The sequence below is a fragment of the Corynebacterium sp. MSK032 genome (assembly GCF_030232065.1).
In the GTDB taxonomy this organism is placed as follows: domain Bacteria; phylum Actinomycetota; class Actinomycetes; order Mycobacteriales; family Mycobacteriaceae; genus Corynebacterium; species Corynebacterium jeikeium_D.
Genome location: NZ_JASPJR010000013.1, coordinates 1 through 22318 on the forward strand (window position 1 = coordinate 1; position 22318 = coordinate 22318).

Genomic DNA, 22318 nt, shown 5'->3' on the forward strand with positions numbered 1-22318 from the left:
CTTATATAAGCCCGTTTTATGCGGCCTGACCAGCAAATAGGCTGAAAATCAGACACACTTTTTGTCACTTAACCCGCACTTTCTTTTTGGGTCTTCCTTTTTTTTTGGGGGGGGGGAGCATCCTGCGCGAACCAAGCCCCCGCAAACAGGCCGGCTCCGCGCCCGTCGTAAAGCGAACTAGTACGGCGAGACGGTGGAGCGGTGCATGTTGATGTCGATATCGCGATGGATCGGCGGGAACGCGCGCTGCGGACATGCCTCGCGGGAGCAGACCCTGCAGCCGGCACCGATTGGAGTGGCGGCGTCGAGGTCCGCGAGATCGAGACCATCGGCGTACACGGTGCGCTCAGCGTGACGGGCCTCGCAGCCCAAACCGATGGCAAAAACCTTACCTGGCTTGCCGAAACGTGCCGCGTGATGCTCCACGGTCCGCGAGATCCACATGTACGGCCGACCATCCGGCATGAGCGCGACCTGCCGCATGACCTTGCCGGGGTAGGAGAAAGTCTCGTAGACGTTCCACAGCGGGCAGGTACCGCCCGAATGCGTGAAGTGGAAGCCCGTGGCGGATTGACGTTTGGACATGTTGCCCGCGCGGTCGACGCGCACGAATGTCCACGGGATGCCGCGCAAGCTGGGGCGTTGCATCGTGGACAATCGGTGGCAGATGGTCTCGTAGCCGACACCGTAAGTGCGCGACAACAGCTCGATGTCGTAGCGCTTCGACTCAGCCATCGCATGGAACGACTCATACGGCAGAATCAGCGCCGCCGCGTAATACGTCGCGACTCCGCGCTGCGCCAGCTTCCGCGACTCCTCCGACATGAAATGCCCGGACGCGACGGCCTCGGAAATGGTCTCGCCCTGCTCCAAAAACCCCAGCTCCGTGGCCATGCGGAAGGCCCGCTGTCCCGGCGAGAGGTGCCGCGCGAGGTAGAGCGTCTTCGTCCGCCGATCAAGGCTGTGCTGCACATCGCCTAACGACGATTCCAGCGCAATCCGAATCCCATGGTCGTTGGACAGCCTGTCGGCCAGCACAGAGACCACATCGGTGGTCTCGTCGGTGATGCGCAGCTCGCGGGCCAGCTCCTCAGCGGCGGTGTCGACCGAAGCGATGTAGTTCTGGCGGGCGTAGAAGTAGTCGCGGACCTCCTCATGAGGCATGGTCAGCGCCTGTGAACCGGAGGCGGTGTCGGTGCTGTTGCCGAAGTTGCGCTCCTCGGTGGCCAGAGAGAGTTTGTCCGTGACGTTGCGGTAGCGGCGGTGAATGTCCACCATGATGCGGGCGATATCAGGGTGGTCGCGAACCATTTCCGAGATCTCCTGCAGATCCATGGGAGACTTAGCGATCTCCTTGTCCATTACCACGTCCTGGACCTCAGCGAGGAGGCGGGAGTCGTCATCTCGGGAGAAGAAAGTCGCGTCAACGCCGAATGTGTCCGTGATGCGGAGCAGCACGGGCACAGTCAGCGGGCGGACGTCGTGCTCAATCTGGTTGACGTAACTAGCCGAGAGGCCCAACGCCTGTGCGAGCGCAGCCTGGCTGAGGTCGCGCTCGCGGCGTAGCTGGCGGAGGCGGGATCCGACATAGGTTTTCGACATACTGCCCAGCATATCGCGGGCTTTGCTGAACTTGTGTAGAAAACCGTTGCAACCTTTGCTTACGTGTGTAGGTGCTGAGGTTCTCAGGCACGCTTCACGACGGCCCGGAGTCGACATGTCGATGAACACACAAAAACACCCAGCGAGGGCTGCAAGTGCAACCCTCGCTGGGTGTTGAAGTTAGGTCCTTGACCTAAGCCCTAAGCCGAGTGACTTAGAACTGACCCTCCTCGGTGGAGCCCTTCAGGGCGGTGGTGGAGGAGTTCGGGTCGACGGTGGTGGCGATGCGGTCGAAGTAGCCAGCGCCAACCTCGCGCTGGTGCTTGACAGCGGTGAAGCCGCGCTTCTCGGCAGCCTCGAACTCGCGGTTCTGCAGGTCGACGAATGCGGACATCTGCTCGCGAGCGTAGCCGTAAGCCAGGTCGAACATGCCGTAGTTCAGGGCGTGGAAGCCAGCCAGGGTGATGAACTGGAACTTGAAGCCCATCTTGCCCAGCTCGTTCTGGAACTTGGCGATTTCGTCCTTCTCGAGGTGAGCGGACCAGTTGAAGGACGGGGAGCAGTTGTAAGCCAGGAGCTGGTCCGGGTACTCAGCCTTGACGCCCTCAGCGAACTTCTTAGCCAGCTCGAGGTCCGGAGTACCGGTCTCCATCCAGATCATGTCAGCGTACGGAGCGTAGGACTTTGCACGCTCGATGCACGGCTCCAGGCCGTTCTGGACGTGGTAGAAGCCCTCGGAGGTGCGGTCACCGGTGATGAACTTCTGGTCGCGCTCATCAACATCGGAGGTGATGAGGGTAGCGGCCTCAGCGTCGGTGCGGGCGATGATGACGGTCGGGGTGTTGGAGACGTCAGCAGCCAGGCGAGCAGAGGTCAGGGTGCGGATGTGCTGCTGGGTCGGGATCAGGACCTTGCCGCCCAGGTGGCCACACTTCTTCTCAGAAGCGAGCTGGTCCTCCCAGTGGGTACCAGCGGCACCAGCGTTGATCATAGCCTTCTGCAGCTCGTAGACGTTCAGAGCGCCACCGAAGCCAGCCTCACCGTCAGCGACGATCGGCAGCAGCCAGTTGTCGACGGAGTCGTCGCCCTCGATGCGAGCGATCTCGTCTGCGCGGAGCAGAGCGTTGTTGATGCGACGAACGACGTTCGGCACGGAGTTAGCCGGGTACAGGGACTGGTCCGGGTAGGTGTGGCCGGAGAGGTTAGCGTCACCAGCAACCTGCCAACCGGAGAGGTAGACAGCCTTCAGGCCAGCGCGAGCCTGCTGAACGGCCATGTTACCGGTCAGTGCGCCCAGAGCGTTGATGTAGGAGTCGTCCTTAACGTTGACGCCTTCCCACAGGATCTCAGCGCCGCGGCGAGCGAGGGTGTTCTCCTCGACGACGGAGCCCTGGAGCTCAGCAACCTGCTCAGCGGTGTAGTCGCGGGTGATACCTTCCCAGCGCGGGTTCTCGTCCCAATCCTTCTGGATTTCGGCGGCGGTACGTGCCTTACCAACGTTAGACATAAACGGAGTCACTTCCTTTTGCTTGCTTTTTGAACTCCGGGTGCTGACTTAAGAACAATTCCGACAGAACCGATCTACAGGCTGACCCGATAGTGACCGCGGTGTCACGTGAATGCAGGGGCGCTAGCAAAATGCTGTACCCCTGCACGCAAACACGCGAACAAAAACAATGTCCGCTTCCGCGTGCCATGTCTCACATTTTGGGGCATAGCGCTACGTTCGTCAAGCAGCTTCCGATGTGAATTCAAGTATGTAATACGGATAACACTTGTGAAGATTGCAAACATTGTGATGTGTAGCTTGGCTTTAACAATTTTCGCCTGTGACCGGCCGGTACATTTGTACTGTTATTTCCCTATGGCTGGCTCGCTAATAATGTTCCCCCCGCTTTGGGGTGATTTATATTTTGGTAATTATCAAAGCTGGCCGTTAACAGTGTTTGGGGTTTAGGGGGTGTTTCGCTACCCCCGAAATTACGGCCGCAAAGGTAGAAACGGGCTTCTAAATACACTGCCGTTACACCGTCAGTACCCCGCCGGAGCATCCCTGGGTAGTGGCCAGGGTCTCGGTTGTCATCTCGCTTTTATGGTCTGGTTTGAAGGCGGAGACTGTAGCGACGTGATTGGTCGCTGGCCGTTGATGTGCAGGTCGTAATAGTAAATGCCTGTGAGGCACGACACTTTCCCATTGCGTGTGGTGTTCCGTGGCTGGAGGAAAGAGCGCCGGGGATGCTGCGGTCAATGCGGGTGGGGGAGGGCTGGTTGTGGCGTCAGGATTGAATGCCCGAATGGTCATCGGGGAGGGGTGGGGCCTGTTCGCGGGGTGCTCGTCGTAAAGCGAATGAAATGGCAAATGTGAGCGGCGCTATACCGGGCTGGCGGTTGGCGGTTATGGAAAAAGACGGTTCATAAGTGCGCCGAATCACATACAGTAGGGGAACAACGCATCCAGTGTGAGCCGCTGACGTGGCCATGGCTGGATGGGCAAATTGCAATCAATAGTTTTGAGGAGAGCAATGGCACAGCGTATTTCGGCAGGTGGAATGCAGGTCGCGAAGGTTCTTTACGACTTCGTTAATGACACCGCACTCCCCGCCGCCGGCATTGAGGACAAGGACGCGTTCTGGAACGGCTTCGGTGACATTGTCGCTAAGTACACTCCGCGCAACCGCGAGCTGCTGGTCAAGCGCGATGAGCTGCAGGAAAAGCTCGACGCTTGGTACAAGGAACACCCGGGCGAGCAGAATCAGGATGAGTACGTCGCATTCCTGAAGGAAATTGGCTACCTCGTTGACAACCCGGGTGACTTCCAGGTCACCACCGCTAACGTCGACACCGAGATCACTTCCACCGCTGGCCCGCAGCTGGTTGTGCCGGTCCTCAACGCCCGTTTCGCCATCAACGCTGCGAACGCACGCTGGGGCTCGCTTTACGACGCGCTGTACGGCACCAACGCTATTCCTGAAGATGGCGGTGCGGAGAAGGACACCCCGGGCTACAACAAGGTCCGCGGTGACCGCGTTATCGCATGGGGTCGTAACTTCCTGGACAAGGCTCTGCCGCTGGTTGACGGTTCCCACGCGGACGTCACCTCTTACGACATCGTCGACGGTCACCTGCAGGCAACCCTGGAAGGTGGCGCTACCTCCGGTCTGCGCGAGCCGGAGACCCTGGTCGGCTACACCGGTGATAAGGACGCGCCGGAGTCCATTTACTTCAAGCACAACGGTCTGCACATCCAGCTGCTGATTGACCCGGAGTCCCCGGTTGGCAAGACCGACAAGGCTGGCGTCAAGGACATCATCCTGGAAGCCGCTGTCACCAACATCATGGACCTCGAGGACTCTGTCGCCGCAGTTGACGCTGCAGACAAGACCCTGGGTTACACCAACTGGCTGGGCCTGAACGTCGGTGACCTCGCAGTCGAGTTCACCCGTGGCGGCAAGAAGCTGTCCCGTACCATCAACGACGACCGCACCTACACCGCTCTTGACGGTTCCGAGGTCACCCTGCACGGTCGTTCCCTGAACCTGGTCCGTAACGTCGGCCACCTGATGCAGAACCCGGCCATCCTCGACCGCGACGGCGAGGAGATTTTCGAGGGCATCATGGATGCCGTCGTCACCGCTGTGTGTGCAATCCCGGGCCTGGACCAGGACAACGCACGTAAGAACTCCCGTACCGGTTCGATCTACATCGTGAAGCCGAAGCAGCACGGCCCGGATGAGGCTGCATTCACCAACGAGCTGTTCGCAGACGTTGAGAAGCTGCTGGGTCTTCCGCACAACACCCTGAAGGTCGGCCTGATGGACGAGGAGCGTCGTACCTCCGTCAACCTGGACGCCGCCATCAAGGCTGTTTCCGAGCGTGTCGTCTTCATTAACACCGGCTTCATGGACCGCACTGGTGATGAGATCCACACCTCCATCCAGGCTGGTCCGATGTTCCGCAAGGCTGTCCAGAAGACCGCTCCATGGATGCTGGCTTACGAGGACAACAACGTCGACTCCGGTCTGGCACACGGCCTGCAGGGCAAGGCTCAGATTGGTAAGGGCATGTGGGCCATGACCGAGCAGATGGCCGAGCTGCTGGAGCAGAAGATCGGTCAGCCGAAGCAGGGTGCTTCCACCGCGTGGGTTCCGTCCCCGACCGGTGGTGTCCTGCACGCTACCCACTACCACGAGGTTGACGTCTTCGGCGTTCAGGACAAGCTGCTTACCGACGGTCGCCGCGACACCTTCGGTGATCTGCTCACCATCCCGGTAGCGGCAGCTAAGGCTGGCGAGCCGGGCGCTGACTGGTCCGATGAGGACAAGGCCAACGAGCTGGATAACAACTGCCAGTCCATCCTGGGCTACGTTATCCGCTGGGTTGAGCAGGGTGTTGGCTGCTCCAAGGTGCCGGACATCAACGATGTTGACCTGATGGAGGACCGCGCTACCCTGCGTATTTCCTCCCAGACTCTGGCTAACTGGCTGCTGCACGGTGTTGTCACCGAGGAGCAGATCATCGATTCGCTGGAGCGCATGGCCGAGGTCGTTGACCGCCAGAACGAGGGCGATGAGGCATACCTGCCGATGGCTCCGGACTTCGACAAGTCCATTGGTTTCCAGGCTGCCAAGGAGCTCATCCTCGATGGTGTGAACCAGCCGTCCGGTTACACCGAGCCGATCCTGCACCGCCGTCGCCTGGAGTTCAAGAAGCGCGAGGGCATCGACCAGGATTAATTCTTGGTCGGGCTGCGGCTGCCGAGCCTGAAATAACAAAATAGATACCCAAACTGCCGGCGCGCATGCGCGCCGGCAGTTTTGTTTTTCGTGCAGGGCGAGCTTGTGCCGGGAGCACTCGCATTGGGTGCTCGGGTTGGAATCGCACCATGATTCTCAGATTCGAGATACCCGGGTTCACAAGCGGGGTAGGGGCAACGTTGCTAGCGTTGATTGGGAAGTTAATTGAGAAAATGCAGTCTGCAACGTCCAAGGAGCTGCGACCCCCCCCCATGACTAATTCCACGACCGACAGTGCTACCAACCTCGCTAAGGCCAAAGAATTCCTCCATAGCGCGGGCGCAATCCTCTTTGACCTCGACGGAGTGATTACCCCTACCGCCGATGTGCACGAGCAGGCGTGGGCGGACATGTTTAGTGACTACTTCGAGCACAAGGGTGTCTCGGCCTACACAGAGGAGGACTACTTCACCTACCTCGATGGCCGCCGCCGCGATGAGGGCATCGCAGCAATCCTGGAATCTCGCGGCATTTCGCTGCCGCACGGTAGCGATGAGGACACAGCGAAAGACGAGACGATTGTCGGACTCGGGAAGCGCAAAAATGATGACTTCTTGGCGCGAGTCGAGAGGGGAATTGAGGCCTACCCGGGGTCGGTTGCGCTGCTCGACGAGTTACAGGGCGCGGGGGACTCGTCGGCAAGCGAAAAACCGCAGTTGGCGGTGGTTAGCTCGTCGAAGAACGCGGTGCCGGTGCTGACGGCCGCTGGGCTGCGTGAGCGGTTCGTGGAGATTGTTGACGGCGTGGTGGCGCATGAGAACAACCTGCCGGGTAAGCCAGCCGCCGATACTTTCGTGTACGCGGCGAAGAATCTGGGGGTGGCGCCGCGCGATGCTGTGGTGGTCGAGGATGCCATCAGTGGTGTGCAAGCGGGTGCAGCCGGCGCATTTGGTCTGGTCATTGGTGTTGACCGCGGTGCTGGTGCGGAAGCGCTGCGCCGAGCGGGCGCCGACGTTGTGGTCAGTGACTTGGCGGCACTCGTCTAGGCTGGCTCGTGACAAATGGCTGAGACAAAACCGGAAGGCATCATGGCCAACGATTCGACCACGGCAGCAGTCGACGAGACCGAGCGTGTGATTCCGCAGGGGCAGGGTCACGACGCGGAGACCGCAGAGGCTGAAAAACAGGAGGAGACGGTGTCCCCAGTTCGTCGTAAGCAGCGTCGTAACTTCCCGGCGGATCGTGCGGATAAGCACCACCACCTTGTAAATGCCGAGGGACTCATGGACCGAGACATCACTCCGGTCGATGAGTGGCGTCTGATTGAGACGAAGCCGAACGGCCTCCCGCTCGGTTTGGGCGAGACGCTGTTTGCGCTGTCGAACGGGTACATCGGCATGCGTGGCAACCCGCCGGAGGGCCGTGACTCCAGTGAGCACGGCACTTATATCAACGGTCTGCATGAGACCTGGCCGATTAGGCACGCCGAGGACGCCTACGGCCTAGCCCGTCAGGGGCAGACGATTGCCAATGCTCCGGACGCCAAGGCAATGCGTCTCTACATTGACGATGAGCCCCTGCGTCTCGGCAATGCTGAGGTCAGCGACTACGAACGTAGCCTGGATTTCCGCGAGGGTGTGCTGCGTCGTCGGTTCATTTGGCGCACCCCGGGTGGCAAGCGCGTTCGCGTCACCTCTGAGCGCATGGTGTCTTTCCAGGAAAAGCATGTCGCCGCGATGAGTCTGGAAGTCGAGCTGCTGGATGCGGATGCTGCGGTGATGATTAACTCGCAGATCCTCAACCGCCAGGACGGCGAGGACGAATACCACGATGCCGCTAAGGCGCAGGGCACCGAACTGGATCCCCGTCGTGCCGAGGCGCTGGAAGACCGCGTTCTCATTCCGGCATTTCAGTCGGAATCGGCGCACGGGCAGCGCTCGACGCTGGGCTACCGCTGCGCGAACTCCGGTATGACCGTGGCTACCTCCATGGACCACACCTTTACTGTCCGCACTCCCGACGGCACGGAGCCGTTCGTAGAGATTTCGCAGTCGACCGAGCCGGATGTGGCCAGCTCCCTGTTCAACCTGGATGCGCCGGTCGGCACTGTCATACGCCTGGAGAAGCTGGTCGCGTACCACTCCTCCCGTAAGGTGCGTGCTGAAGAGCTGGCATTCCGCTGTGAACGCACCCTGAACCGCGTCGGTCGCATCGGCATGCTGGGGCTGATGGAGAACCAGGAGGAGTGGCTCGAACGCTTCTGGGAGCGCTCTGACGTGGTCATTTACAATCAGCCGGAGATTCAGCAGGCAGTGCGCTGGAACATTTGGCAGATTATCCAGGCCGCCGCCCGCGCCGAATTCCAAGGCGTCCCGGCCAAGGGAATGACCGGCACCGGCTACGGCGGCCACTACTTCTGGGACACGGAAATCTACGTGACCCCATTCCTTACCTATACGTCGCCGCAATTCTCGCGCAATGCCATGCGTTTCCGCTGGGACATGCTCGAAGCCGCGTGGGCGCGTGCCGACGAACTGGCGCACGACGGTGCCCTCTTCCCGTGGCGCACTATCAATGGTCAGGAGTCCTCGGCCTACTTTGAGGCCGGCACGGCGCAGTACCACATCGATGCGGACATCGTGTACGCGATGATGAAGTACGTCTATGCCTCCGGCGATGAGGAGTTCCTGCTCAAGGAGGGCACGGATCTGCTGCTCGGCACGGCCAGGTTTTGGATGTCGCTGGGCTTCTTCGATGCCGAACAGCGAGAGTTCCAAATTCACAGCGTCACCGGTCCGGATGAGTACAACACCGTGGTGAACAACAACCTGTACACCAACGTGATGGCGCAGTATAACCTGCGGGTTGCTGCGGACGTCGTCAAGCAGATGAAGCGTGATCGCCCTGCTGCCTATCGCGAACTGACCAACCGCTTCGACCTCACCGAGCGAGAGGTTGAAGAATGGGAGCAGGCTGCTGAGGCGATGTACATCCCGTTCGATGAGAAGCTCGGCATTCACCCTCAGGATGACCAGTTCCTACTGCGTAAGCGCTGGAATCTCGACGATCCCGAGGTCGGACCCCTGCGCCCGCTGCTGCTGCATTACCACCCGCTGACGATTTACCGGCACCAGGTCATTAAGCAGGCGGACGTCGTCCTCGCACTGTTCCTCATGGGCAATCGCTTTACGACGGAACAAAAGCGCGCAGACTACATGTATTACGATCCGCTCACCACCGGTGATTCCTCGCTGTCCGCCGTTGTGCAGTCCATTGTTGCGGCCGAGTTGGGCTTGCAGGAGCAGGCAATGGACTTCTTCCTCCGCGGACTCTATGTGGACCTGGCGAACTTGCATGGCAACGCTGCCGATGGTGTCCACGTCGCATCTGCCGGTGGTGTGTGGCAGTCCCTGGTCTATGGCTTCGGTGGTTTCCGCGATCATGACGGCCGCTACAGTATTGACCCGCGTCTGCCGGAGGACTGGAGTGGTCTGACGTACCGAGTCACTATTCGTGGTTGTCGTATCCGAGTGACGGTGCGCGGGCGCACGGTGGAAGTCGTCCTGGAGGAGGGAGACCACCAGGTTGGGCCGATTATGGTCGCAGGCCATGAGGTAATCATTGGCCCGGAGCCGTTGACCGTGGTGATGGCGAACTCGGATCAGAGCGAGGATTAGTCGGACGGCTTCGGCCGTACACGGCGCCAATGGGGGGGGATTGCCTGTTGGGGGTGGTTGTTTGGGCCTTTGGGGAATTCGGCAGGGGTAAAAATAAAGAATTTCGCAACATAATTATTGAGTATTAAATCCGTCCACCTGAGAAAAGTGGGCGGTTTTTTATTTTCGTGCTATTTATGTTGCGTTATTAGCTGGTTAGGGCAGGTGAAAAATCGGCAAAAGTCGGGGTAGGCGCGTTTTTATGGTGGGGGAGAGGGTTTATGCAGTGACGACGTCAGAAGTGGCTAAAATGCGATAACCTGAGAAAAGGCGGAGAAAAGACCTAGGTAACCTGTGAAAATCCCCACCCAAAAGGGGGAAAAATGTTTACCAGGCGCTGTGTGACTTTAGAGTGAATATGACACTGGAGGTGCCATGACTGTTAAAAGTTCAAACCGTGACGCAATCGCGCACGGCAAAATTAATGTAGAACCGCTGCGCGAGCAGCCCAAATACCCTTCATGGGCTCTGAAGCTGACCATGGCCGTCACTGGCGTGCTGTTTGGTCTCTTCGTTATTGTCCACATGCTGGGTAACCTGAAGATTTTCGCTGGCGAGGAAGACTTCAACGCATACGCGACCTTCCTGCGCACTGTCGGTGCTCCGGCAGTTCCGAACGAGGGCATTCTGTGGATTTTCCGCATTGTCCTGCTGGTAGCTATTGTCCTGCACATTTTCGGTGGCCTCACCCTGGCTGCACGTGCTAAGCAGTCCCGCGGCAAGTTCCGCCGTCAGGGCATGGTGTCCAGCTGGAACACCTTTACCGCACGTTCGATGGTGATCACCGGCATCGTGCTGCTGGCCTTCATCATCTTCCACCTGCTGGACCTGACCATCGGTGCTGGCGTTGCTCCGTCTTCTTTCGAGCACGGTGAGGCATACCAGAACGTGGTTGCGTCCTTCTCGCGTCCGGGTGTTGTTGTTTGGTACATCATTGCGCAGCTCGCTCTGCTGCTGCACCTGTCCCACGGTCTGTGGACCGCTACTTCCGACCTCGGTATCACCGGTAAGCGCTGGCGCAAGGTTCTGCTGTTCCTGTCCGGCCTGCTGCCGCTGCTGGTTGTTGTCGGCAACATCTTCATCCCAGTCGCCGTCCTGACCGGTCTGGTCTCGTAGGTCGAGGAGGAAATTTACTATGACTAACACTGAAGCAACCGTCGCTGCGGACTTCCGCGCGCCGGAAAGCGCTGTCGACGGGGTCAAGATCGGCAAGGTTCTGTCCGATAACTCCCCGGGTGACAAGGTCTCCATGAAGGACCACTGGCAGTACCAGAAGGATCACGCCAACCTGGTTTCGCCGCTGAACCGTCGTAAGTTCCGCGTCATGGTCGTCGGTACCGGCCTGGCTGGCGGCGCTGCCGCTGCTGCCCTCGGTGAGCTCGGCTACGACGTGCAGGTTTTCACCTACCACGACGCTCCGCGCCGTGCGCACTCCATTGCTGCACAGGGTGGTGTCAACTCCGCTCGCGGTAAGAAGGTCGACAACGACGGCGCTTACCGCCACGTCAAGGACACCGTTAAGGGCGGCGACTACCGCTGCCGCGAGAACGACTGCTGGCGTCTGGCTGTCGAGTCCGTCCGCGTCATCGACCACCTGAATGCGATCGGTGCTCCGTTCGCTCGCGAGTACGGCGGTACCCTGGCAACCCGTTCCTTCGGTGGTGTGCAGGTCTCCCGTACGTACTACACCCGTGGTCAGACGGGTCAGCAGCTGCAGCTGTCGACTACCTCGGCTCTGCAGCGTCAGATTGGTCTCGGCAACGTCGAGATCTTCACCCACAACGAGCTGGTTGACATCATCGTCGCCGACGGCCGTTGCCAGGGTGCCATCATGCGTAACCTCATCAATGGTGAGCTGACCGTTCACACTGCTCACGCAGTCATTCTGGCTACCGGTGGTTACGGCAACGTCTACCACATGTCCACGCTGGCCAAGAACTCCAACGCTTCGGCCATCATGCGTGCATACGACCAGGGTGCTTACTTCGCATCCCCGTCCTTCATCCAGTTCCACCCGACCGGTCTTCCGGTCAACGCGCACTGGCAGTCGAAGACCATTCTGATGTCCGAGTCCCTGCGTAACGACGCACGTATTTGGACCCCGAAGAAGAAGGGCGACGAGCGCCCGGCCAACGACATCCCGGAGGACGAGCGCGACTACTTCCTGGAGCGTCGCTACCCGGCATTCGGTAACCTCGTCCCTCGTGACGTCGCTTCCCGTGCCAACTCTCAGCAGATTAACGCCGGCTACGGTGTTGGCCCGCTGAAGAACTCCGTCTACCTGGATCTGCGTGACGCAATTGAGCGCCTGGGCCAGCCGGTCATCAAGGAACGCTACTCGAACCTGATTCAGATGTACGAAGAGGCAATCGGTGAGGACCCGTACAAGGTTCCGATGCGTATTGCTCCGACCTGCCACTTCACCATGGGTGGCCTGTGGTCTGACTTCAACCAGATGACCTCCATCCCGGGTCTGTTCACCGGTGGCGAGGCATCCTGGACCTACCACGGTGCAAACCGTCTTGGTGCAAACTCCCTGCTGTCCGGTTCGGTCGACGGTTGGTTCACCCTGCCGTTCACCATTCCGAACTACCTCGGCCCGCTGCTCGGTACCGACCGCCTGGCTGAGGATGCCCCGGAGGCCAAGGAAGCACTGGACCGCGCTCAGGCTCGCCTGGACAAGCTGATGAGCATCCAGGGTAAGCACGGCGCTGAGTACTTCCACCGTCAGCTCGGTGAGATTCTCTACCGCGACTGTGGTGTGGCTCGTAACAAGGAAGACCTGGCTCGCGGTATCGAGGAGATCCGCGAACTGCGTAAAGCATTCTGGTCTGACCTTTTCATCCCGGGTGAGCCGAACGAGATGAACCAGCAGCTCGAGTACGCTAACCGCGTTGCTGACTACATCGACCTCGGTGAGCTCATGTGTGTCGACGCCCTCGACCGCGATGAGTCCTGCGGTGCTCACTACCGCGATGACCACATCTCCGAAGATGGCGAGGCAGAGCGCGATGACGCTAACTGGTGCTTCGTTTCCGCATGGGAGCGAGGCAACAATGGTCCTGCATGGGATCAGTCCGGTCACGAATTCATTCGCCACGCCGAGCCGCTCACCTTCGAAGCCGTCCCGCTCATGACAAGGAACTACAAGTAATGAAACTGCACCTTGAAATCTGGCGCCAAGCAGGTCCGAACGTCGAGGGACACTTTGAATCCGTTGACGTTGACGACGCCGTCGCAGAGATGTCGATCCTGGAGCTGCTTGACCACGTCAACTCCAAGTACGTCGAGTCCGGCAAGGAGCCGTTCGCGTTCGCATCTGACTGCCGTGAGGGTATCTGTGGTACCTGTGGTCTGAACGTCAACGGTCGTCCGCACGGCCCGGGCCAGAACACCCCGACCTGTCAGCAGCGTCTGCACCAGTTCAGCGATGGTGACACCCTGAAGATCGAGCCGATGCGCTCCGCCGCATACCCGGTCATCAAGGACATGGTCGTTGACCGCTCCGCTCTGGACCGTGTCCTCGAGCAGGGTGGCTACGTCTCCATCAACGCTGGTACCGCTCCGGATGCAGATACTCTGCACCTGAACCACGAGACGGCTGAGTTCGCACTTGACCACGCAGCCTGCATCGGCTGTGGTGCTTGTGTCGCAGCTTGCCCGAACGGTGCTGCACACCTGTTCACCGGCGCAAAGCTGGTTCACCTCTCCCTGGTCCCGCTGGGTAAGGAAGAGCGTGGCAAGCGTGCTCGCAAGATGGTTGACGAGGTCGAAGGCACCTTCGGTCCGTGCTCCCTCTATGGTGAATGTGCTGACGTCTGCCCGGCAGGTATCCCGCTGACTGCGGTTGCCGCCGTTACCAAGGAACGAGCTCGTTCGTTCTTCCGCGGTAAGGACGACTAAACTCTTTCTCGATTAGAGTTTTCCAGAAGGGACATAGATTATGGCGAATGCAGTCAAGCGTTACCAGGGCGAAGAGCACTTCGTCGACGGTTACGTGCCTCAGAGCATGAATGCCGAATACTCCTCGCTTCACAAGAGCATTACCTGGATTGGCATGGGACTCATGCTCGCCTCTCTGGCGGCTTGGGGCACCTTCATTTTCGGTCTCGCAACGACCGTTTTTGCCGACCAGACTGCTGCCTCTCACAGCAACGGTTTCCTGGCTAAGGATGCCGCCAACTACACCGACTACACCGGTGGTTGGAACTTCGACGGCAGCGTGTTCATGTGGGCTGGCCTGGTAGTCGGACTGGTTATGGTTATTGCGGGTCTGGCCTGCATCTCCATCGGTCGTCGTGACTACAAGGCTTACCGAAAGGAATTCGGCACTCACCACTAAAGGCTTGCCCCAGTTTAAAGGGGCTCGCCTCTAGGCGGATGCAACGCTAGCCTTTTGAACTAGCACCTCCACAGTTGATGCCACTGTGCACAGTGCGCTGGGGTAGGGAAGTATTGAGAAGTACCTCTCTCACCAACAGCGGACTGCGGCGCGGTGGCATTTTCGCGTTTTCGGCGCCTAATCTATACACATGGATAACAACCCCGCTAAGCTCCCGGCAGCTGTAGATACGGTCTCGGACCGTCTCGAAGTTCCCGGGCCATCACCAGAGGTTGAGGCGGAAAAACGTGCGCAACTGCGTAAGGCTAAGGCCTTCGCTACGATGCTGCTGGTCATCGCAACCGCTGTGTATTTCACATGCCGCGGTATTGAGTCTTCACACTTATCCGCAGGCGAAGTTGTGCCCGCGTGGGTGGGCTACGTTCGCGCTGCTTCTGAGGCTGGCATGGTCGGTGCCCTCGCCGACTGGTTCGCAGTCGTAGCTCTGTTCCGCCACCCGCTCGGCATTCCTATCCCACACACCGCTATCGTCCGCCGCAAGAAGGACCAGGTCGGTGAGTCCCTGGCGCAGTTCGTCGGTGATAACTTCCTGAACCCCGCTTTGATTGTGGACAAGGTGCGTAAGGCCGAGATTCCTGAGCGTATCGGCGAATGGCTGGTAGCGCCGGGAAACGCCGACAAAGTGTCCGCAGAGGTCGGTAAGTTCACCGGAAATGTGCTGGAGGCGATTAATCCTGACGATGCCGCCGCAGTGCTGAAGTCAGCAGTCATCGACGAAGTTGCAGCCCCGGAGTGGGGGCCACCAGCGGGTAAGGTTCTCGAGCAGCTGATCGAAGAAGGGCGCACCGAGCCTATTGTCCAGCAGATGGCTGAGTGGCTGCACCGGAAGTCGCTGGGCTCGCAGAATCTTATCGACCGACTCGTCGGAGAGCGCGCCCCCTCCTGGGCACCGAGCTTTGTCAACGATCTCATCGGCGACAAGGTCTATCGCGAGCTGGTTGATTGGACCTGGCAGGTGCAGCATGACCCTAAGCACGACGCGCGCCTGGCGCTCCACCGCTTCCTCACGCAGCTCGCCGTTGATTTGCAGAACGACGAGAAGACCATCGCCAAGGTCGAAGAAATTAAGACTGACATTCTTTCGTCCGCCGCTGTCACACAGGCACCGGCGAAGATTTGGGCATCAACATCCGCAAAGCTTGTCGACGCTGCCCGCGACCCGGACTCCCTGCTCCGTCGGAAGGTCTCGGAAACGGCCGCCCGCTACGGCGAGCGAATCCAGTCCGATCCTGAGTTGCGCAAACGAATGGACCGCCGTCTGGAAGCGGCTGTCGTCTTCATCGCTGAGAACTACGCGGGCGAGATTACCTCGATCATTTCCGAGACCGTCGAGCGTTGGGACGCCGATGAGGCTTCCGACAAGATTGAACTGATGGTCGGTCGCGATCTGCAGTTCATTCGCGTTAACGGCACTGTTGTCGGATCACTGGCCGGTTTGGCTATTTACACCCTGTCGACCTTGGTGTTTGGGGCTATTTAGCAGCACAACCCAGCACATCAGACCGTGTGCGTTAGCATGTAAAAAGCAATGCATCCCTGTTAAAGGAGTTGTTCCCCCGGTGCGCCTGTTACCATCTTTGCCCAGTCTTGCGGATTCGCCGCTGATGGCAATTTCCGTCTATGTGGACGTCCTGTTTCAGTTCGCCATTCCGTTTGTCATCGGCATCTTGGCGCTAATCGGTGCGGTGCTTGTCATCACCACCCGCGCGGATGCCTTTGACGCTGCAGACCGCAAGAGCCGCAACGTCTGGGCCGGCATGCTGGTCGGTTCGGCTATCTTCCTACTCCTGCCGTGGCTGGGCTGGGCAATGCTGGGCATCCCGCTGATTGCCGGACTAGTCATCACGGGGATTTACTGGTTGGATGTTCGCCCACAGATCAAGGACATTTTGTCGAACGCACAGGGCGGTTATTAGTCCCGGGCGGGTGTTAGTCCAGGGCGGGTGTTAGCCCGCACAACTGAGAAAGTGTCTGGGTTTATGACAGTTTCTGGGTGAAAAACCCGGTGATTTTGTCATAAACCCAGACACTTTCTTTTTTTGGGGGGATAGGGATAGGTCTGGCTCCCCGAAAACCTACTGGAACACCACGGTAACCTACTGGAACACCACGGTGCGGTTGCCGTAGACCTGCACACGGTCCTCCAGGTGCCAGCGCAAACCGCGGGCGAGGACCTGCTTCTCCGCATCGCGCCCCTCACGCTGCATGTCCGCAGCGGTGTACTTGTGGGAGACACGCATGACGTCCTGCTCAATAATCGGGCCGTCGTCGAGGTCCTCAGTGGCGTAGTGGCAGGTGGCACCGATGAGCTTCACACCACGTCGATAAGCCTGCAGGTACGGGCGCGCGCCCATGAACGACGGCAGGAAGCTGTGGTGGATATTGATTGCGCGGCCTTCCCACTTCTCGCACAGATCCGGCGGCAGAATCTGCATGAAACGTGCGAGCACGATGGCATCCGGGTTTTCGGCATCGACAATCTCGGCGACCTCATCGAATGCCTTACGCTTGCCGACGGCATCCTTGGGGAAGGGCACGTGGCGGAAGGGAATGTCATACGCTGCGACCAGTGGCTCCAGATCGCGGTGGTTACCAATTACTGCAGCGATTTCCATCGGATAGTCGGACTGTGCGACGCGGCCGAGCAGATCCTGCAGGCAGTGGCCTTCCTTGGTCACCAGGATGACAGCGCGCTTCGGGACAGCGTTGTCGGTGACCTTCCAGCGGACCTCAGGGCCCCAATCACCGACGAGCTCAGCGAACTTCTCGCGCAGCTCTTCTACCGTCAGGTCGAGAGCGTCGGCGCGGACCGCCTGGCGAGTGAAAAACCATCCGGTCTCCGGGTCGGAGAAGAAGTCCGCCTCGGTAATCCACGCACCTATGTCGGACAGGAAGGTCGACAGGGTGGAAACGATACCGGTACGGTCTGGACAGCCGAGCGAGAAGATGTACTGGCGCTCGGTGGGAGTACCGCTATTTGCGGTGATGAGAGAGCGAGTCATTCTCGGTATCTTACCTGCTAGCTAAAGGTAAGTTCGCTCACGGTCGACAAAGGCAGATTTGCGCCCGTCAGCGTCAACGCCAGGCCCTCCCCGGTGACGTGCGCTTCCTCCACCTGCATACCGTGGCCGATGTCGTAGCTCAACAGCGTACCGCTCGCTTCTCCCAGCCAGCCGGCCAGGCCATCGAGGTTTAAGCCGAGGATTGAGCCGCCCTCCAAGTTGATTTCGATATGACCGCCGTTGGCAATCGGGCGGAACTTGGAGGTCGCAAATCCGGAGGCGAATTCAATGTTGAACAGGCCTTCGTCCGGCAACGGCGTGATTGTGGAAGCGCGTACACCGCTTTCCCGGTTAATTAGCGCCTGCAGCAGTTGAGGTGGGATTGTGACGTCTACTCGCAGCGACTCTGCCGTCGGATCCGCACGATTGCTCAGATCCACGTTTTCCAGGTGCACTTCCGCTGCCGGGTCACCGTTGATCTCCGGTGCGCCACCCAGCGCCTCCGGGTTCTTGACCTCCAGTGTGTTCGGAGTGGACAGATCCATCGAGGGCACTGACTTGGTGGCCAAGGCGAGCAGTATCGGGCGGGTGCCGAAAGAAACCTTGGGGTCTTCAGTGACCGTCGCACCACGCTCTTCGGCGGAGGTGCGGTAGCCGTCGGAAATCTCCTTGCTCACGAACATCCGGACGCCGATTTCGCCGGCGATCGCAATGAGCGCCACCACGATGATGACACCGAGGACGGTGGGCAGGACTTTGACGCTCGACGAGCGTTTAGCAGAACTCATGGTTCCCAGTCTTGCTTAACGACGGCTCCGTCGCTACCACTTATCTTCGCCCGGTATCCGTCCCCTCGGTGTCGCCCCGGAGTGCCCCCCCCCAGTGCGCAACCTACTTAGCGACGTAGTCCGCCAGCACAGCGGTCTCAGCGTTGAGGACGCGTTCCAGGTACGGAGCTGCCTTCTCCTCGAGCTTGCCGCCGAGCAGCGGCACGTTGATGGAGAACTCGGAGTTGGTGGTCAGCACTGAACCTTCACCCTGGGCGGTGAGCTTCTGGGACGCACTGAAGGACGCCGGTACGCCCGAAGCTTCTGTGGTCACGGTGGAGGTCGCGCCGTCGTCGTTAAGCGGGCTGATGACGAACGTGCGCGTCATGCCGACCCCGGACTTGACGAACTTCTGTGCCTGCGCCGGAATCTTGTCAGCAGAGACGGTCTGGCGAATCACGACGGTGGTGCCAGCGTCGGTGGTCTCGAACTTTTCCACCTTGCCGTCAGCCGCCGAGAAACGGTTTGCGACCTTCTCCCAGAAACCGGCGTCGGTGAGGGCCTCGTAAACCTTCTCAATCGGCTGGTCGAAGTTGACGGTGTGCGTGTTAGTCGTAGTCATGCGCTTGATGATACGTAATTTGCACTACGCTAGGGGCGTGGAAAATCTCGACCAATCGCCGAACCCAATTCACCTGACCTCCGACATGGAAGAAGCCATCGATGGGCTTGCGGGGCTAGAGGGGGTGGAGCTCAGCACGCATACCGCTTTCGCGGATTTGACGACGCTCCGCCTCGGCGGGGTGCCGCGTGCCGTCGTCCGGTGTAGCACGACGGACGCTGTGGTCGATGTTGTACGCGCGCTTGACGACGCTAACGTGCCCCTCCTCATCGTGGGAGGCGGATCCAACCTGGTGGTAGCCGATGAACTCGAGCCGCTGGTGGCCGTGGTGATCGAGGCCGACAACGTGACCATGAGCACTCGCGGACACGGGCTGGAGTCCGTGTCGGCAATCGTGGAGGCCGAGGCCGGTGCGGTCTGGGACGAGGTCGTGGAGATGAGTGTCGACGCAGGTTTTGGCGGCCTTGAATGCCTGTCGGGTATTCCGGGATCGGCCGGAGCCACTCCGGTGCAGAACGTTGGCGCCTACGGTGCTGAGGTGTCGCAGGTCCTGGACTCGGTGCAGCTTTACGATCGCGCAACCGGCTCGGTCGAGTGGGTGGAACCGGAGTCTCTCGACCTTTCCTACCGCTACTCGAACCTGAAGTTCACCGCACGGGCAGTGGTGCTGGCCGTGCGGTTCGAGCTCAGTGTGGATGGCATGTCCGCGCCACTTCGCTATGGCGAACTGGCGCGGCGCCTGGGCGTCGACGAGGCCGAGGCTGCGGCTGGCGAGATTCGCAGGCCGGCTGAGTTGGTGCGCGAAAAGGTGCTTGAGCTGCGCCGGGGCAAGGGCATGGTGCTCGAAGATGCTGACCGCGATACCTGGTCGGCGGGTTCTTTCTTTACCAACCCGATCATTCCGGAGAACTCGGTGGAGGCCGTGCGTGCAAAGGTTGCCGCGCTGCGTGGGGCCGATGAGGCCGCGAATATGCCCGCATTCCCCGCTGGCCCCGGCCACGAGGGAGCCGTGAAGCTCTCGGCGGCGTGGCTTATCGAGCGCGCCGGGTTCCCGAAGGGCTACCCCGGTGACGGTGCGCCCGCACGACTGTCGACTAAGCACACTCTTGCCCTGACCAACCGCGGGGAGTCCGGCGACGGTACGCCTACGACCGCCGCCGACTTGGTGGCTTTGGCGCGCGATGTGCGCGCTGGCGTGGAAAAGGCCTTCGGCGTGACCCTGGTGCCCGAGCCGGTGTGGGTCGGCGTGAGCATCGATTAGGCCCGCGGCGGGTGGCTGATGGCCAGTGGGGGCGGACTGGAGAGGCTGGCGTGCCTGATGGGGCTGGCGGGCTTGATGGGGGGGCGCTGGAGTCGCTGGAGCCGCTGAGTAGTCCTCAGCTTGCGCTCCCGGGCCTTCTCTCAGGGTCGGGGATAGAGAAAGTGACTAGGTTTATGACATGTGAATATTATTCACCCTCAGTTTTTTGTCATAAACCTAGTCACTAAGTCTGGGGGGGGAGCCGGGGTCCGCCTTAAAGGGATAGGAGCCCGCTCTACTCAGGCCCCTATCCCAACTACAAAACCACCGTGAACTAATGGTGCTTGCGGTGGGAAAGCGAATCGACGCTCTGGCCCTTCTGCTCCAGCTGCGTGAGCAGCACGTCGCGGACATCGCGGCGGCGGACCTTGCCCATCTGGTCGCGAGGAAGTTCCTCCAGGTGGAAGAATGCGCGCGGCACCTTGTACCGGGTCAGGTTGTCGTAGCAGTGGTCGCGGTAGGCGTCGGAATCCAGTCGGGCGTAGTCAGCAAGGGTGATGGCGGCCACGACCATCTCGGAGCCGTCACTCTTCGGGAGGCCGACGACCGTGGCATCGGTGATGTCTGGGTGGGAGAGCAGTACTTCCTCGACCTCGGCCGGGTAGACATTGAAGCCACCGGTGATGATGACCTCCTTGATGCGGGCAACCAGCTTGATGAAGCCGTCCGACTCCATGACTCCGACATCGCCGGTGCGGTACCAACGATCGCCAGCGGGAAGCTCAGCAGGCCCATCGGTGAAGGACTTCTCCGTTGCCTCCGGGAGGTTGAGATAACCGGCGAAAACCTGTGGGCCTCGGACGATGACCTCGCCCTCCTCGCCGTCAGCGCGGAGCTTGGTGGGATCTTCGGGGTCAACGATGGCGACCTCGGTGTCAGGGAATGGCAGGCCAACGTAGCCCGGGCGGCGGTTGCCGTCCATCGGGTTGCCGACGATAATCGGTGACGTTTCGGTGAGGCCGTAGCCTTCGACAAGACGCCCGCCAGTGAGTTTCTCCCACTTCTGCACAAGGGAAACCGGCAGGGTAGCAGCACCGCAGAAGGCGAACTTCACGCCGGAGAGGTCGACATTATCGCGCTCGGCGGCTTCGACAATCTTCTCGTAGAGAGTCGGCACACCAGGCACCCATGTCGGGCGATTGTTCTTCATCACCTTCATAATCAGCGGAATCTCCGGTGCCGGCACCAGCACCAGTTCAGCGCCAATCAGCATGGACAAGTTGGTGACAATGGTCAGGCCGTAGGCATGGAACATCGGCAGAACGCCGAGGGAGATTTCCCGCTCCTTGCCAAGGCCCGGCACCCAGGCCTTGCCCTGCAGAATGTTCGCTACCAACCCCTGGTGACTCAACTGTGCGCCCTTTGGCGAGCCCGTGGTGCCAGAGGTGTACATCATCACTGCAGTGTCATCGGCAGTGATGGACTCATCGGCCTGGAGGTCGTGGCCGTCTCCGCCGACGGCGTCGTGAAGCAAAGCGTCAAAACCCATGACCTGCGGTGCGGAGGAGTGCAGCTTAGCGCGGGCGGCGCGGAGTTTCGGCAGCGGGATCGACAGGGCGGTGCGCATGACAAACGGCAGGTCCTGCAGCATATTGACCGCGATGATGGTCTCGAGCGGGGTGTTGTTGCGGAGGTCTTCAAGTACGGGGACGATCTTGTCCCAGCAGATGGCAAAGCGGGCGCCGTGGTCGTTGAATGGGTGGCGCAGTTCGTGGGCGGTGTAGAGGGGGTTGTGCTCTACGGCAACAGCGCCGAGGTGCAGAACTGCCCAGTAGGCGATGACGTGCTGCGGGCAGTTCGGCATGAGCAGTGCCACGCGATCGCCTTTGCGTACGCCAAGTGCGCGCAGGCCGGCGGCAACGCTGCGAACCTTGGCATCTAGCTCGGCGTAGGAGGTGGAGCGACCGAAGAAGGTCAATGCCTTGCGGCGCGGGTGGTTGCTCAGAGTGTGGCGGTAGACGTCTAGGAGGGTGTCGAAGTTGTAGTCGATGTGGGGTGGGGTCCACTCCGGATACAGGTTCAGCCAGGCCTTGGAGGCCGCAGCGTTGGGTGTGGAACCGTGAGCTGGGGCGGAGTCATTTGCAGCGTGTGAGCTGGATGTATCGGCCATGGGGTCCTCCTAGGTTTTTGTTTAGCACCTGACTATGTCGTGAGGTGATAATAACCTACGACGT

At 60.1% G+C, this 22318-nt stretch carries 16 protein-coding genes; 10 read left to right on the forward strand and 6 right to left on the reverse strand.

All coding sequences use genetic code 11. The features are described from left to right. Positions 1-177 precede the first annotated feature (177 nt). Both ramB and aceA read right to left on the reverse strand, forming a co-directional pair. Positions 178-1602, reverse strand: a complete 1425-nt coding sequence (gene ramB, locus QP995_RS08225; protein WP_038629316.1) for an acetate metabolism transcriptional regulator RamB — start codon at positions 1600-1602, stop codon at positions 178-180. A 214-nt stretch (positions 1603-1816) separates the two neighbouring features. Then, complete coding sequence (aceA, locus tag QP995_RS08230; RefSeq protein ID WP_016421960.1) at positions 1817-3109, reverse strand: isocitrate lyase; 1293 nt, start codon at positions 3107-3109, stop codon at positions 1817-1819. A 1015-nt stretch (positions 3110-4124) separates the two neighbouring features. On the opposite strand from aceA, the gene QP995_RS08235 reads away from it, so the two are divergent. The 9 genes from QP995_RS08235 (at position 4125) to QP995_RS08275 (ending at position 16369) form a co-directional block, all read left to right on the forward strand. Further along, the gene (locus QP995_RS08235) at positions 4125-6335 is read left to right on the forward strand and encodes a malate synthase G (protein ID WP_049192971.1); all 2211 of its coding nucleotides are present in this window, start codon (positions 4125-4127) and stop codon (positions 6333-6335) included. Between the two features lie 272 nt (positions 6336-6607). Then, positions 6608-7381, forward strand: coding sequence for an HAD family hydrolase (locus QP995_RS08240; RefSeq protein ID WP_179078196.1), 774 nt, complete (start codon positions 6608-6610; stop codon positions 7379-7381). 15 nt (positions 7382-7396) lie between these two features. Beyond that, on the forward strand, positions 7397-10012 hold the full coding sequence (locus QP995_RS08245) for a glycoside hydrolase family 65 protein (RefSeq protein ID WP_070604907.1): 2616 nt from the start codon (positions 7397-7399) through the stop codon (positions 10010-10012). Between the two features lie 414 nt (positions 10013-10426). After that, positions 10427-11167, forward strand: coding sequence for a succinate dehydrogenase cytochrome b subunit (locus tag QP995_RS08250; RefSeq protein ID WP_049189509.1), 741 nt, complete (start codon positions 10427-10429; stop codon positions 11165-11167). A 19-nt stretch (positions 11168-11186) separates the two neighbouring features. After that, positions 11187-13205 (forward strand): fumarate reductase/succinate dehydrogenase flavoprotein subunit, encoded by a 2019-nt coding sequence (locus tag QP995_RS08255; RefSeq protein WP_016421965.1) that lies wholly within the window; start codon positions 11187-11189, stop codon positions 13203-13205. Continuing rightward, positions 13205-13954: a succinate dehydrogenase/fumarate reductase iron-sulfur subunit gene (locus tag QP995_RS08260; protein ID WP_016421966.1), complete on the forward strand. Its 750-nt coding sequence runs from the start codon at positions 13205-13207 to the stop codon at positions 13952-13954. Before QP995_RS08255 ends, QP995_RS08260 begins: the two co-directional genes overlap by 1 nt. Before the next feature lie 40 nt (positions 13955-13994). Further along, positions 13995-14393, forward strand: a complete 399-nt coding sequence (locus QP995_RS08265) for a hypothetical protein (RefSeq protein ID WP_016421967.1) — start codon at positions 13995-13997, stop codon at positions 14391-14393. A 190-nt stretch (positions 14394-14583) separates the two neighbouring features. After that, positions 14584-15933, forward strand: coding sequence for a DUF445 domain-containing protein (locus tag QP995_RS08270; protein WP_070549781.1), 1350 nt, complete (start codon positions 14584-14586; stop codon positions 15931-15933). A 79-nt stretch (positions 15934-16012) separates the two neighbouring features. Continuing rightward, the gene (locus QP995_RS08275; protein ID WP_016421969.1) at positions 16013-16369 is read left to right on the forward strand and encodes a DUF2516 family protein; all 357 of its coding nucleotides are present in this window, start codon (positions 16013-16015) and stop codon (positions 16367-16369) included. Between the two features lie 180 nt (positions 16370-16549). On the opposite strand, the gene purU is transcribed toward QP995_RS08275, so the two are convergent. From purU to QP995_RS08290, 3 genes are all read right to left on the reverse strand, one after another. Further along, positions 16550-17455 (reverse strand): formyltetrahydrofolate deformylase, encoded by a 906-nt coding sequence (gene purU, locus QP995_RS08280; protein ID WP_284853101.1) that lies wholly within the window; start codon positions 17453-17455, stop codon positions 16550-16552. Between the two features lie 17 nt (positions 17456-17472). Beyond that, the gene (locus QP995_RS08285) at positions 17473-18243 is read right to left on the reverse strand and encodes an LmeA family phospholipid-binding protein (RefSeq protein ID WP_049189514.1); all 771 of its coding nucleotides are present in this window, start codon (positions 18241-18243) and stop codon (positions 17473-17475) included. A 103-nt stretch (positions 18244-18346) separates the two neighbouring features. After that, complete coding sequence (locus tag QP995_RS08290) at positions 18347-18844, reverse strand: DUF2505 domain-containing protein (protein WP_049189515.1); 498 nt, start codon at positions 18842-18844, stop codon at positions 18347-18349. 85 nt (positions 18845-18929) lie between these two features. Between QP995_RS08290 and QP995_RS08295 the strand changes: the two genes are divergently transcribed. Continuing rightward, positions 18930-20105, forward strand: a complete 1176-nt coding sequence (locus QP995_RS08295) for a UDP-N-acetylmuramate dehydrogenase (protein WP_070549788.1) — start codon at positions 18930-18932, stop codon at positions 20103-20105. 313 nt (positions 20106-20418) lie between these two features. On the opposite strand, the gene QP995_RS08300 is transcribed toward QP995_RS08295, so the two are convergent. Next, a complete protein-coding gene (locus QP995_RS08300; RefSeq protein ID WP_083295712.1) occupies positions 20419-22254 on the reverse strand; it encodes a long-chain-fatty-acid--CoA ligase in 1836 nt (611 codons plus the stop codon). Positions 22255-22318: the final 64 nt, after the last annotated feature.